11 protein-coding genes are annotated in these 12,656 nt (G+C 69.4%); 8 read left to right on the forward strand and 3 right to left on the reverse strand.

Going from position 1 to position 12,656, the window contains the following annotated elements; genetic code table 11:
* Window positions 1-122 precede the first annotated feature (122 nt).
* On the reverse strand, window positions 123-1,136 hold the full coding sequence (locus ABZ532_RS16680) for a bifunctional lytic transglycosylase/C40 family peptidase (RefSeq protein ID WP_361283278.1): 1,014 nt from the start codon (window positions 1,134-1,136) through the stop codon (window positions 123-125).
* A gap of 86 nt (window positions 1,137-1,222) precedes the next feature.
* Complete coding sequence (locus ABZ532_RS16685; RefSeq protein WP_361283280.1) at window positions 1,223-2,947, reverse strand: serine/threonine-protein kinase; 1,725 nt, start codon at window positions 2,945-2,947, stop codon at window positions 1,223-1,225.
* Window positions 2,948-3,094: 147 nt separating this feature from the next.
* On the opposite strand from ABZ532_RS16685, the gene ABZ532_RS16690 reads away from it, so the two are divergent.
* The 8 genes from ABZ532_RS16690 (at window position 3,095) to ABZ532_RS16725 (ending at window position 11,908) form a co-directional block, all read left to right on the forward strand.
* Window positions 3,095-3,886 (forward strand): thioesterase family protein, encoded by a 792-nt coding sequence (locus ABZ532_RS16690; protein WP_361283282.1) that lies wholly within the window; start codon window positions 3,095-3,097, stop codon window positions 3,884-3,886.
* A gap of 250 nt (window positions 3,887-4,136) precedes the next feature.
* A complete protein-coding gene (locus tag ABZ532_RS16695) occupies window positions 4,137-4,271 on the forward strand; it encodes a hypothetical protein (RefSeq protein ID WP_361283284.1) in 135 nt (44 codons plus the stop codon).
* 354 nt (window positions 4,272-4,625) lie between these two features.
* Window positions 4,626-4,934, forward strand: a complete 309-nt coding sequence (locus tag ABZ532_RS16700; protein ID WP_338671865.1) for a hypothetical protein — start codon at window positions 4,626-4,628, stop codon at window positions 4,932-4,934.
* Window positions 4,935-5,201: 267 nt separating this feature from the next.
* Window positions 5,202-6,038, forward strand: coding sequence for a hypothetical protein (locus ABZ532_RS16705; RefSeq protein WP_361283286.1), 837 nt, complete (start codon window positions 5,202-5,204; stop codon window positions 6,036-6,038).
* 70 nt (window positions 6,039-6,108) lie between these two features.
* Window positions 6,109-7,422 (forward strand): hypothetical protein, encoded by a 1,314-nt coding sequence (locus tag ABZ532_RS16710; protein ID WP_361283324.1) that lies wholly within the window; start codon window positions 6,109-6,111, stop codon window positions 7,420-7,422.
* Window positions 7,419-8,972: an SCO6880 family protein gene (locus ABZ532_RS16715; protein ID WP_361283288.1), complete on the forward strand. Its 1,554-nt coding sequence runs from the start codon at window positions 7,419-7,421 to the stop codon at window positions 8,970-8,972. The genes ABZ532_RS16710 and ABZ532_RS16715 overlap by 4 nt, the downstream gene beginning before the upstream one ends.
* Before the next feature lie 13 nt (window positions 8,973-8,985).
* Complete coding sequence (locus ABZ532_RS16720; RefSeq protein WP_361283290.1) at window positions 8,986-10,410, forward strand: ATP-binding protein; 1,425 nt, start codon at window positions 8,986-8,988, stop codon at window positions 10,408-10,410.
* Window positions 10,411-10,414: 4 nt separating this feature from the next.
* On the forward strand, window positions 10,415-11,908 hold the full coding sequence (locus ABZ532_RS16725; protein WP_361283292.1) for a type VI secretion protein: 1,494 nt from the start codon (window positions 10,415-10,417) through the stop codon (window positions 11,906-11,908).
* A gap of 18 nt (window positions 11,909-11,926) precedes the next feature.
* Here the strand turns inward: ABZ532_RS16725 and ABZ532_RS16730 are convergent, their stop codons facing one another.
* Window positions 11,927-12,493, reverse strand: a complete 567-nt coding sequence (locus ABZ532_RS16730) for a GNAT family N-acetyltransferase (RefSeq protein ID WP_361283294.1) — start codon at window positions 12,491-12,493, stop codon at window positions 11,927-11,929.
* Window positions 12,494-12,656: the final 163 nt, after the last annotated feature.

Consider the following 12,656-nt stretch of genomic DNA (forward strand, 5'->3'; position numbering starts at 1 on the left):
TCTCTGCGGATCTCCACGGAACGATCACCGCGACGTTATCGAAGAGTGATACGTCGGCGCAGCTCAGGGCCTCGGCTTCACACAGGGTCTCGGACATCGCCCGACGCTCCGTCAGAGCACTGTCACCGCCCGGGACCTGCGGTCGGCAGCGCCGCTGCCCCTTCCTCGGTGACCCTGGTCGCACCGAAGTAGTCGGGCGTGTCGATCTTGTCGAAACGGATCACGGCCCCGGTGAACGGGGCGTTGATCATATAGCCGCCACCGACATAGAGGCCGACGTGCCGGATCGCCCGGGAGTTGCCGAGATCGTCCGAGAAGAACACCAGATCACCGGGGAGCAGCTCATCTCGTGACGGATGCGGCCCCGCGTTGTACTGGTCGTTGGCGACACGCGGCAGCTCGATGCCCACGGTCCGGTACGCGGCCTGCGTCAGCCCCGAGCAGTCGAACCGCCCGTCCTGTTCCGGAGTCCCGTTGCCACCCCACAGATACGGGGTCCCGAGTTTCCCCTGCGCGAAGTCGATGGCACCCGCCGCCTGCCGTGACGGCTCAAGCCGCCCCACCGGCTTGGCGAAGCTCGCCTCCAGAGCACGGATGATCTTGACGTAGTTCTGGGTCTCACGGATCCGGGGCACCCCGCCCGCCTTGATGACCCGGTCCGCGCCCGCGTTGTAGGCGGCCAGCATGTTGGCCGTCGGGTCACCCGGCACGGACTTGACGTACCCGGCGAGTTCGCAGTCGTACGACGCGGCGGACGCGATCGCGTCATCGGGATCCCAGATGTCCCGGTCCCCGTCCCCGTCCCCGTCGACGCCGTGCGCCGCCCAGGTGCTGGGGATGAACTGCGCCATGCCCCGGGCGTCGGCGTGACTCACCGCCTTGGGGTTCCAGCCGCTCTCCTGGTACAACTGCGCCGCCAGCAGCGCGGGATTGATCGCGGGGCAGAGCGTCCCCCACTTCTGCACCATGGAGTGGTACAGAGCCGGGACGGCCCCCTTGACCAGCGCGACCGGCTGTCCGCTCCCCTGCGCCCCCAGCAGCCCGGCCGCCGCCGAGTACGTCCCGACGACGAGCAGCGCGACGAAGCTCAGACACAGTCCCAGGCCGGCAGCGGTGGCCATCCATACTTTGCGCACGCTTCAACAGTGCCTTATCGAACGGGTCCTGACACCCCATTCGAAGGCCGGTGACCCAATACCTCGAGGGGCCGTGGCCGACGGCTTCACGGCTTCACGGCAAAGCCCGTGCACGCCACGCTCGCATAGTCCCTGACCCCCCGGACATGCAGCACCTGCACCGTCCAGTCCCCCGGGTCCTTGGCCAGGGGGATGGCCGGATCGGTCTGACGGGTGCCCGTGCTGTCGGTGATGTGCGAGGCGAAGTCGTCCGGGTAGGTGAGGGTCAGCTCCTCACCGGCCTTGGCCATGGACCCCAGATCGACGGGCTTGCTGGTGTAGCCGATGCTGAGGTTCGCCGCCATGAGGTCCTTGTAGGGCTCCCCGGCTTCGGGGTCGATCTCATGCGGCGGCTTAACGGCGACCGACACGTAGTACGGCAACTGCTCCGTGTGGTGCTGCTTGAGGAAGACGCTCACCTCGGTCTTGCCGCCGCCGACCGGCTTGGCACCGCTCAGCAGGAACAGTGAGCGCTCCTGGACGGGCAGATTGCAGGAGCCCTCGCCCGTGTTCCCGTCCGAGGTCCAGAAGTCCCGGGACGGCTCCTTCGGCTCGATCCGGTCGGGGGCCGTTCCCGTCGCGCCGGGGGCGGCGGACGCGGGCGTCCCGCTCGGCCTGTCACCCGAGCTCTGCTGCGCCGAAGGCGTCCGGCCGGCCCGCGCGTGGGACGAGGACCATCCGCCCTGGTCATCCAGCGCCAGATAACCACCCACCGCACCGGCGGCGACGAGCAGCGCCGCTCCGGTGACCAGCGCCGGGCGGAGACCAGGCCGACGGGTGTTCGCGGGCCCGGGGACCTGCGTGGGCATGTACGTGGGAACGTATCCGGGCGCGGCCGTCGGCAGTTCGTGGACGCCTTCCGGCGCACCGACGGCGGGGATGGTCCCCGGCCTCGCGCGCTGCGGCGACGCCGGGAGTGCCGGCTGGGCCAGGCCCGCGAGCGGGGCGTAGAAGTCGTCCTCCACCAGCGCCTTGTCCACGGCGCAGCGCTCGATCACCTCGGCTGCGCCGGGCCGCTGGGCCGGGTCCTTCGCCACACACGCCCGGATCAACCCCGCGAGTGCGGATTCGACCCCGTCGACGTCGATGTCCCCGTGGACGGCTCGATAGCTCACGGTCGCCATCTCGCCGTGCCCGAAGGGCGGCCGCCCGGTCGCCGCGTAGGCGATCGTCGCACCGAGCGCGAACACGTCGGCCGCCGAACCGACCTCATTGCGCATGAGGACCTCGGGCGCCGTGAATCCTGGCGTACCGGGCGCGACCCCGGTGGCGGTGAGCGCCGCGTCCATCGCGCCCTTCGCGATACCGAAATCGATGAGCTGAGGCCCCTGCGGGGAAAGAATCACGTTCTGCGGCTTGAGGTCCCGGTGCGTCACACCGGAGGTGTGCACGCTGGCCAGCGCCTCGGCGAGAGCAGCGAGCAGGCGCCGCGCGGAGTCAGCGGGGAACGCGCCGCGCTCCGCGACCGCGCGGCTGAGCGTAGGCCCGGACACGTACTCGGTCGCCAGCCAGTAGGGGGTGGTCTCCAGCGACGCGTCGATGAGGTTCGCGGTGTACGCGCTGCGCACGGCCCTGACCGTCTCCGCCTCACGGCGGAAGCGGGCCAGTGCCTCCGGGTGGTCGACGATCTCGTCTTTGATCACCTTGATCGCGACGAGCCGGCCGCCGGGCGACCGCCCGAGGTACACCTGGCCCATCCCGCCGGCGCCGAGCCGGGCAAGAAGGGTGTGCGTACCGATGACCGGCGGGTCCTGGGGTTTGAGTGCGTCCACCGGAGGACCATGCCACAGCCGTCCGACGGGGGCCTGGCCTTTGACCTGCCTGTGATCAAGATCGCGAGGCCCTGGCTTCCTGGGGTTACCCGTAGGTAGCGTGTGCCGTGCACCTGTCGCGAAGTCGCAGCGGAGAGGCGGCCCGTCATGACGGAACCCGAGGCGTTCTACGAGCGGATCTCCGCGAACCGCTTCCGGCCGACCGAGCACACCAGAGGCCCCTGGGACCCGAACTCCCAGCACGCGGGGCCGCCCGCGGCCCTGCTGGGGCGGGCCCTGGAGGAGCGGCCCGGCGCGCGGGCCGACATGCGGAGCGCGCGGATCACCTACGAGATCGTGAAGCCGGTGCCGATACGGCCGCTGGAAGTGACCGTGCACGTGCTGCGGTCCGGCCGCAGCGTGGAGCTCGTCGAGGCGGCCCTCGCCCCCGAGGGCGAGGCGCCGGTCATGCTGGCCCGGGCACTGCGGGTGCGCACCCTGGGGGAGCCCGGCCCTGCGGTCGCGGACGGGCCGCAGCTGCCGTCGCCCGGCGAAGCCGCCGACACCCCTTTCTTCGGAGTGCCGTGGGACATCGGCTACCACACCTCGATGGAGACCCGGTTCACCGAAGGAGCCTTCCGCGAAACGGGGCCCGGCACCTGCTGGATGCGGATGCGGCTGCCCCTCCTGGCGGACGAGGAGATCCGGCCCCTGGACCGCGTGCTCGTCGCCGCCGACTCCGGGAACGGCATCAGCAACGTCCTGGACTTCAACCGACATGTCTTCGTCAACGCGGATCTGACGGTCCATCTACACCGCCACCCGGTGGGCGAATGGGTGGCCGTCGAGGCCCGAACGAACGTGGACCCCGCCGGAATCGGCCTCGCGGACTCCCGGCTCCACGACGAGAAGGGCCCCATCGGCCGCGGCGCCCAGAGCCTGTTCGTGGCGCCCCGGTAAGCCGACCCCTCACCCTCCGTAGCAGAACGGAGCCGTAGCGCGGCGACCCCTGGGGGTCCCAAACCGCCCAGGAGCCGCACATCAGGCACCTTGAAAACGGGCCTTGGCCTGGTAGTTGACGAAGTAACAGCCATCTCCGACCCACCTCGGTGGTCTGGACCGGTCTCCACTACCCTGTGTGACGCAGCCAGGAAGGCTGTGAACCACCCCGCCGACGACCAACGGTGGGACCAGTAACACAGGAGAGCACATGAGCAACGCAGGAAACGTGGGGGAGAAGATCCGCCGGGCCGGCGACTCCGGGGGAACGATCGCCGCGCTGATCGTCATCGCACTCATCGCCATATCCATGGCTCTGCTCGGACTGCTGGCCATCAGGGCCTGAGCTGACGCCCCGGCAGGGCGGGCACCGGCCACGCGCCTACGGCCCGCCCTGCCCCAGGGTGCCCACCGTCACCCCTCACGCTCCACGTCCCAGCACTTTGCCACCTTAAGTGCCTAAACGACAGTCATTGCCCGAAGTCACCCTCCGTGATACACAGAGTGACCATACGGGTGCTCGCACCTGGATCGCCCCGGCGCCGCCGCAGGTCAGGCGATCGGTTCGGTCAACTGTGCGGGGATCGGGTAAAGAGACCAACCAAGTCGGCGCACGATACCGGTTTCATCAGCGAAGATAGAGCGTGACCCATGCCAAGCGGCACGGGCGTCGAACTACCCGACAGGGGCGGTGAGTTACATGATCCTGGCAGCCGAGAAGGGTGACATCACCACCATCATCGGTGGTATCGCCCCGAACTGGGGCCCATTCGGAACCCTCGGGAACGAAGCTCGCGTGATGATCGAGGTCGTGATGGCGGTCGCCATCCTGCTCTGCCTGGGCATCGCGGTCTGGGGCGCGGCCAAACAGCGCATCGGCGCGACGGCACTGCGCGACACCTTCAGCGCGGAGCAGGGCAAGGGCCTGATCGTCGCCGGACTCACAGGAGTCTTCATCATCGGATCCCTGGGGACCCTCTTCACCATCGTGTACGGAATGGCCGTCTGACCTCCCCTCACCTCATCCCTCGCACCCCCCACCCCTGCACCACCCACTCCACCATCCGCCCGTCGCACCCACCGGCAGAGGTTGCGTCCCCCTGATGTCGAGTCATCACACCGCGCCCGCGCGGACACCAGCACGGCTACCTTCGTACTACGGCCCCGGCCACGAAGGCGGGTACCGCTGGCACGAGGGCCTCCGGCGCGAGGACCGCCGGCACGGGTACGACAGCGAGGGCACGGCACCGCAGACGGCTGAGGGGGCGTACGCGGCATGAACTTCGACGACGGGCAAGACGAGTTCGGCACGGACGTGGGCGGCACCGGCCAGACCCGCACACGGTTGCCCGGTGCCATCACGGTCACCGACGTCTACGGGGGCGCCCGCCGCCCCCTGCGGAACTCCCGCTCCCTGGTCACCGCGGCCGGTGTGGTCGTCCTCCTGATCGCCGCCATCGCCTTCGCCAACCGCGGCAACAGCTCCGACACCGCCCCGGACACCGCCCAGCAGGCCCGCGCCGCCGCCCCGACGGCGGCCACCGGGGTGCAGCCCGTGGCGGGGAAGAACGGCGAGATCCCCAAGGGCTACGCACACAACGAACAGGGAGCACAGAGCGCGGCGTCCAACTTCGCCGTCGCGCTCGGCTCAGCCGACATGTTCCGGCGCGAGGACCGGCACCGCATCGTGGACGCCATCTACACCCCGCAGGCGGCGACCAGTCTCAAGGCTCCCCAAGACGAGGCGTATTCCGCCGAATTCCTCGCCAAGCTCGGCCTCGACGCGGACGGCAGCGCACCCGAGGGCAGTACCTTCGTCTCCCGGACGATCCCCGTGGGCACGAAGGTCGACGCCTTCACCAGCAGCAAGGCCACCGTCTCCGTCTGGTACACCGGCCTCGTCGGCATGGCGGGTGAAGGCTCGAAGGATCCCGTCCGCACCACCTGGAAGACATGGACCTTCCAGCTCCAGTGGACAAGCGGCGACTGGAAGGTCGCCGACGACTCCGAGAAGGACGGCCCCGCCCCGGTCCCCGGTGACCTCACCGCATCCGGCTCCGAAGAGATCAGCAAGGCGGTTCAGGAGTTCGGAGGCTTCACCTATGCACGGTAATCCCCGTCGTCCCCGGCAGCCCGGTCATCCTCTCTCCCGTCCCCGCACGACCCGAACACTCGCCGCGCGGGTGCTCGCGGTCCTCGCGGGAATCCAGACCGCCGCCGTCATTCTCGCCACCCGGGCCACGGCGGCTCCCAGTCCCACGCCCAGCCCCTCCGAAACCGGCGCCGAAGCCTGCCGCTATCTGCGCGGCCACGCCAAGCGCTACTGCGAACAGGGCCAGTCGAACGGGTCCGGAAGTTCGGTGGCGCCCGACCCCACCAGCGCCCTCGACCCCCTCGCCTCCCTCGCCCGCGGCTGCGCCGAAGCCGCCGTATCCATCATCGACGCCCTCTCGAAGGCCGTGAAGTCCACCGCGGAAGTCGACTTCACCAACAGCACCTTCCTCGCCCAGTACGCCATCGTCTTCGCCGCCTCCACCTTTCTCACCCTCCTCCTCTGGCTGCTGGCCGTGGCCAAACGCGCGATCCGCGGTGTCCCGCTCATGACCGCCATGTCCGAGGCCGTCGGGTTCCTCTGGCTCACCGTCCTCGCCTCCGCGTTCACCCCACTGATCCTCTACACACTCGTCTCGGCCACCGACGCCATCACCGAGGTCATCGCATCCGGCACCGGCGGCCAGACCGACGTCTTCTTCGGGAGCTTCAAGCAGGCGCTGCAGAAGGGCGACTCCATCGGCGGCGGCCCGATCATGCTGATCATCGTGTCGCTCGTGACCGTGCTCGCCGCGGGTGTGCTCTACCTCGAGTTGTTCATCCGTGCCGTGCTGCTCTACGTCGGCGCGCTGCTCGGCGTCGTCGTCTACTCCGGGCTCGTCGACAAGAACCTCTGGGGCCACGTACGCCGCTGGGCCGGGATCATGATCGCGGTGATCCTCGTCAAGCCGGTCGTCATCATCGTGCTCGGGCTGGCCGGAGCCCTGTCCGGGGACAACGGGCCGAACGCCTTCTCCGCCGTCGTCACCGGCCTCGCGATCATCCTGCTCGCGATCTTCTCCTCCGCGATGATCTACCGCTTCGTGCCGGGCTTCGGCGACGAGATCGCCGCCTCCCGCAACAACCGCATCCAGAACGGCGCGGAGAACAAGGCCGCCGCCGTCATCAGCTCCCCCGCCGCCCTCGTGTCCCAGGGCATCAAGACCCACAGCAGCCGCGGCGCCCAGCAGGGCGAGTCGTCCGGAAACACCCCGCGCCCCGCCAGCCCCGTCGCCGGCGGGGTGGCCGCCCACAGCGCACGGGGTACCGGGGGCGGCGGCTCCGCCGCACCCGCCGCGCCCGCACCCCGTAGCGGAGGCGGCGGCACCGGCGGCACCCCGCACAGCCACCGCAAGAGCACCGGCTCAGGCACCAGCACAGGAAACACAGGAGGTGGAGGGCGTTGACGACGCAGTCGCAGCCCATCGCGCCCCGCCGCACGTATCTCATCGGCCGGGCCCGGCCGAACGCGATCGTCGGCAAGAACCGCGAGACCGGCGAGATCGCCCTGATCATCGTCGGCGCGTTCCTCGGCATGATGAGCGGACTGCTGGTCCCCGTCCTGTCCCTGCGGATCGTGCTGCTCACCGGCTTCCCGATGCTCGCGCTGGCGGCCGTGTACGTCCCGTACAAGCAGCGCACCTTCTACCGCTGGTTCGAGATCAACCGCAGCTACAAGCGCACCCTGCGCCAGGGCACCCTCTACCGTTCCGCCGCCATGGAGGCCGGTACCCGCATCGACGGCCGGGAAATCGAGATCGGCCTCCCGCCCGGAATCGGCAGGATCAACTGGCTCGCCGCGCCCTTCGGCCCGGACGAGATCGCCGTGCTCCTGCACGCCGACCGCCGCACCGTTACCGCCGCCATCGAGATCGAGGGCCCCGGCGTCGGGCTCCGCGACAGCGAGGACCAGGAAGCCCTGGTGGACCGCTTCGGCACCCTGCTCAAGCATGTGGCTAACGGCGACGGCTTCGTGACCCGCCTTCAGATGCTCGCCCGCACCCTGCCCGCCGACCCCGACGCCCACGCCAAGGACGTCGCCCAGCGCGGAGACTCGTCCGCCCCCGGCTGGCTCCGTGACTCCTACGACCAGCTCCAGTCCATGGTGTCCACCTCCAGCGAGCAGCACCGCGCCTACCTCATCGCGTGCATGCACTACAACCGCGAACTCGCCGCCGAGGCCCACGCCATGGCCCGCGCCGCCCGCCAGGCGTCCGGCGCCAAGAAGCTCGACAAGGACACCGGCCTCGCTGTCGTCATGGCCCGTGAGCTCACCGACATCTGCGCCCGCCTCGCCGAGGCCGACATCCGCGTGCGCCAGCCGCTCGGCCAGGCCCGCCTCGCCTCACTCATCCACTCCATGTACGACCCGGACCACCCCATCGACCACATCCAGGCCATGACCAAGCGGAACGCCTGGCCCGCCGAACTCGACGCGGTCGAACCCACCTACCTCCAGGCCAAGACCCGCGAGTCGTCCACCCGCGCCCCCTGGTGCCACGCCACCGCCTGGGTGAAGGAGTGGCCGATGACCCCCGTCGGCGTCAACTTCCTCGCCCCCCTCCTCGTCCACACCCCCGACGTGATCCGCACCGTCGCGGTCTGCATGGACCTGGAGCCCACCGAGGTCGCCATCGAACGGATGCTGACCGAGAAGACCAACGACGAGGCGGACGCCAGCCGCGCCGCCAAGATGAACCGCACTGTCGACCCCCGCGACATCGCCGCCCACAGCAGGCTCGACCAGCGGGGTGAAGATCTCGCCAGCGGCGCGGCAGGGGTCAACCTCGTCGGGTACATCACTGTGTCGTCGCGCACTCCCGAGGCACTGGCCCGGGACAAGCGCACGATCAGAGCCTCGGCGGGCAAGTCGTATCTCAAGCTGGAGTGGTGCGACCGCGAACACCACCGGGCCTTTGTGAACACGCTGCCGTTCGCGACCGGTATCCGCCGATAGGGGCCCTGAACCGATGCGAGATCCGCTCACCGCCCTGACCGAATCCTTCACCACCTTCCTCTTCGGCAAGGTCGAGACCACCCGGCTGCCCGTGCGCACCTCGACCGGCCAGGCCCAGGCCGTCTATCTGCCGACGGCCGCACCGGGACTCGGCGACTCGGGTGTGATCATCGGCCGGGAGGTCTACAGCGGCAAGGGCTACATCTACGACCCCTTCCAGCTCTACGGACAGCAGCTGCCCGCACCCCACTGGCTGGTGCTAGGCGAATCCGGAAACGGCAAGTCGGCCCTCGAGAAGACCTACGTGCTGCGCCAGCTGCGGTTCCGCGACCGCCAGGTGGTCGTGCTCGACGCCCAGGGCGAGGACGGCGTCGGCGAGTGGAACCTCATCGCCGAGCAACTGGGCATCACCCCCATCCGGCTCGACCCCATGGCCGCCCTCGACAGCGGTATCCGCCTCAACCCGCTCGACCCCTCCATCACCACGACCGGCCAGCTCGCACTGCTCCGCACGATCATCGAGGTCGCGATGGGCCACGGCCTGGACGAACGGTCCGGCTTCGCGCTCAAGGTCGCCCACGCCTACGTCAACGAGGCCATCAGCCACCGGCAGCCCGTCCTGACCGACATCGTCGAGCAACTGCGCCACCCCGAACCGGAATCGGCGGCAGCGATGAACGTCGCCATAGACGACGTACGGGCCTGGGGGCTGGACGTGGCCCTTGTCCTGGACCGGCTTGTCGACGGTGACCTGCGGGGCATGTTCGACGGACCGACCACGGTCGGTATCGACCTCGACGCGCCACTGATCGTCTTCGACCTCTCGCACATCGACCGGAACTCCATCGCCATGCCGATCCTGATGGCGATCGTGGGCGTATGGCTCGAGCACACGTGGATCAGGCCCGACCGCAAGAAGCGGATCTTCCTGGTCGAAGAGGCCTGGCACATCATCAACAGCCCCTTCGTGGCACAGCTCTTCCAGCGGCTGCTCAAGTTCGGCCGCCGGCTCGGGCTCTCCTTCGTCGCCGTCGTCCACCACCTCAGCGACGTGGTGGACGGAGCCGCGGCACGGGAGGCCGCCGCGATCCTGAAGATGGCCTCCACCAGAACCATCTACGCCCAGAAGGCCGACGAGGCACGAGCCACGGGCCGGGTACTCGGACTGCCCCGCTGGGCCGTGGAGATCATCCCCACCCTCACCCCGGGTATCGCGGTGTGGGACGTCAACGGCAATGTCCAGGTGGTCAAACATCTGGTCACGGAAGCGGAGCGACCCCTGGTCTACACGGACCGGGCCATGACGGAGTCCTCCGCCTCCCGCGAGCTGCCGGAGGACGTACGAGCCGCCGAGTGGGAGGCGGAGGAGCGCGCGACACTCATCGAGCAGCAACGCATCAACGACGTGCCCGAGTCCTCCGAGTCAACGGTGGCCTGACGCAATGCCGCGCGAGCTGCCGAGACACGAGCCCGGGACGCCGAGACACGACGAGCGCCGATCCGCACACGGGGAGCGGGGTATCCCCGACGGGCTGCTGGTGGGTCTGCTGGCGTTCCTCCTCGGGCTGACCCTGCTGGTCTGGACTGCCACCGGCCTCGCCGGGGTATTCGCCCACGGGGCATGGCCGGACGGAGTGACGTTCACAAGAAGCCCCGTGGCCATACGCGAGCTGCTCTCGGAACCGCACGACCTGGCGGGCGCGTGGCAGGGCACCCCTGCGGGCCAGCTCTCCGGATACGGGCTGTTCTGGGGCCTGCTCATCGGCGAGTTGATGGTGCTGGTGGTGCTCGCCGTGTTCGTGCTGGGCACTCTGGCACGCCTGCGTGCGGTACGAGCGGCGAGGCGCACGAAGACCGGCACGGTCTCCGCAACCGCTCGGCCCACGGTCCCGGTGGCGGAGCCCCTGGCACCGGCCTCGATTCCGTATCCGGCCCCGACCACTGAAGCCGAGCAGCACCCGCTGGAGCAGACCGTCCTCCTCCCGCGCGACATCCCTGAGCCGCGTACCGCCCCACGTATCGTCTACGGAGACCCGACCATCCGCCGGCCATCCGCCGTCCATGCCATCCTCGATGCACAAGGTCCGGTGCTCGTCGTCACCTCGGACCCGGTCGTATGGTCCGAGACCAAGGACGCCCGTGCCAAGCTCGGTTCCGTCCTCGTCTACGACCCTGGCCACCTCTGCGACACTCCGGGGCGCCTCCACTGGTCCCCCACGACCGGCTGCGAGGACCCCGACACCGCAGCCACACGGTCGATCGCCCTGCTCGCCCCCGTACGGCCCCACGCCCGCATCGACACGGCGGTCGCCGAGACGGCGGAAACGCTCCTGCGCTGCTGGCTGCACGCCGCGGCTGTGGACGGCCGGGCGTTCAAGCAGGTCCACCGCTGGGCACAGGGGAACAACGCCCATGAGCCCGTACGCATCCTCCGTACGCACCCCAAGGCCGCTTCCGGACTCGCCGGCCTGCTCGAGTCCGCACTCACCGCCCATCCCGAACGCCGGGAGACGGCACAGGAACTGACGGCACGTGCCCTGGCATGTATGGCATCGATCCATATCAGAGAAGCCTGCGCAACAAATCGAGCAGATTCGCTCGCACTGGAATCATTTCTGGTCGAGGGGGGCAGTCTCTACGTGGTGGGTGAACCCCTTGAGGATCCCCGCACCCGCCCCGGAGCAATGCCTCTGCTGACCGCCGTCACCTCGAGCGTGGTCGAGCACGGCCGCCGCATGGCCGCACGGTCATCCGACGGTCGGCTCGACCCACCACTCACTCTTGTTCTCGACGATGTCGCCGCTGTGGCGCCACTCCCCCTGCTGCCGGAACTCCTGGCCTCCGGCGCCGACCACGGCATGCCGACCCTCGCCCTGCTCCGCTCCCGCGAACAGGGCCGGGCCCGCTGGCCGGGTCAGGACATCCCGACCCGCTGAGCTCATCGCGCGGAAGCGTCAGATGCTGAGCTCGACCCCGCGCGGCAGCTCGTACTCCACCTCCATCGCGGAGGTGTCCCCAGGCACCGGCGACTTCGCCCCGCTGGGCACAAACCCGATCCGCCGGTAGAAGGCCTCGGCCCGGGTGTTGTCCTCGTGCACATACAGCCGCACTCGTTCGATCCGCGGGTCCTCCAGGGTCCAGGACCAGGAGACGGCCGTCCGGAACAGCTCGTCGGCCAGCCCGCTGCCCCGGGCCTCCGGCCTGACGAACACCGCGACGAGGTGCGTCTGCTCGACAGTAGCCGGCTCCCCGAACCGGGGCTCGTCCTGTGGCCGTTCCACGAGCACGGTCACCGTGCCGTCCCAGCTCCCGTCGGCCGTCTCGGCGATGAACTGCTTCACCCACACGCCTTCGGCACCGTTGCTCGCCCGCTCGCGCCAGAAGTCATCGGACCGGTCCACTGCCTGCTCATACGTCTCCAGGAAGGCCAACGGAGCGGCCGGGTCCTGTAGCGCGGCCAGCCGGAGGTCCCGGACCTTTTCCCACTCATCAGCGCGGATGGCGCGAATCTTGTGCTCCATGCCCTGATCCTCACCGAGCGCGATCCGAGGGTCAAAGCATTTCGACCCAGTGACTCCCCACTGGTCCAGAACGCAGAAATGCCTCAACCCCCAGGCAAGGCCTGGGGGTTGAGGCTAAAAATTGTTCGGCGGTGTCCTACTCTCCCACAGGGTCCCCCCTGCA

Origin of the sequence: Streptomyces sp. NPDC019396, from assembly GCF_040632375.1 — a bacterium.
Classification (GTDB): Bacteria; Actinomycetota; Actinomycetes; order Streptomycetales; family Streptomycetaceae; genus Streptomyces.

Excerpts from the sequence above, each read along its gene's own strand:
- ABZ532_RS16720 (WP_361283290.1), top strand. The coding sequence starts at position 8,986 with ATGCGAGATCCGCTCACCGCCCTGACCGAATCCTTCACCACCTTCCTC.
- ABZ532_RS16700 (WP_338671865.1), top strand. The coding sequence starts at position 4,626 with ATGATCCTGGCAGCCGAGAAGGGTGACATCACCACCATCATCGGTGGT.
- ABZ532_RS16725 (WP_361283292.1), top strand. The coding sequence starts at position 10,415 with ATGCCGCGCGAGCTGCCGAGACACGAGCCCGGGACGCCGAGACACGAC.
- ABZ532_RS16690 (WP_361283282.1), top strand. The coding sequence starts at position 3,095 with ATGACGGAACCCGAGGCGTTCTACGAGCGGATCTCCGCGAACCGCTTC.
- ABZ532_RS16705 (WP_361283286.1), top strand. The coding sequence starts at position 5,202 with ATGAACTTCGACGACGGGCAAGACGAGTTCGGCACGGACGTGGGCGGC.
- ABZ532_RS16730 (WP_361283294.1), bottom strand. The coding sequence starts at position 12,493 with ATGGAGCACAAGATTCGCGCCATCCGCGCTGATGAGTGGGAAAAGGTC.
- ABZ532_RS16695 (WP_361283284.1), top strand. The coding sequence starts at position 4,137 with ATGAGCAACGCAGGAAACGTGGGGGAGAAGATCCGCCGGGCCGGCGAC.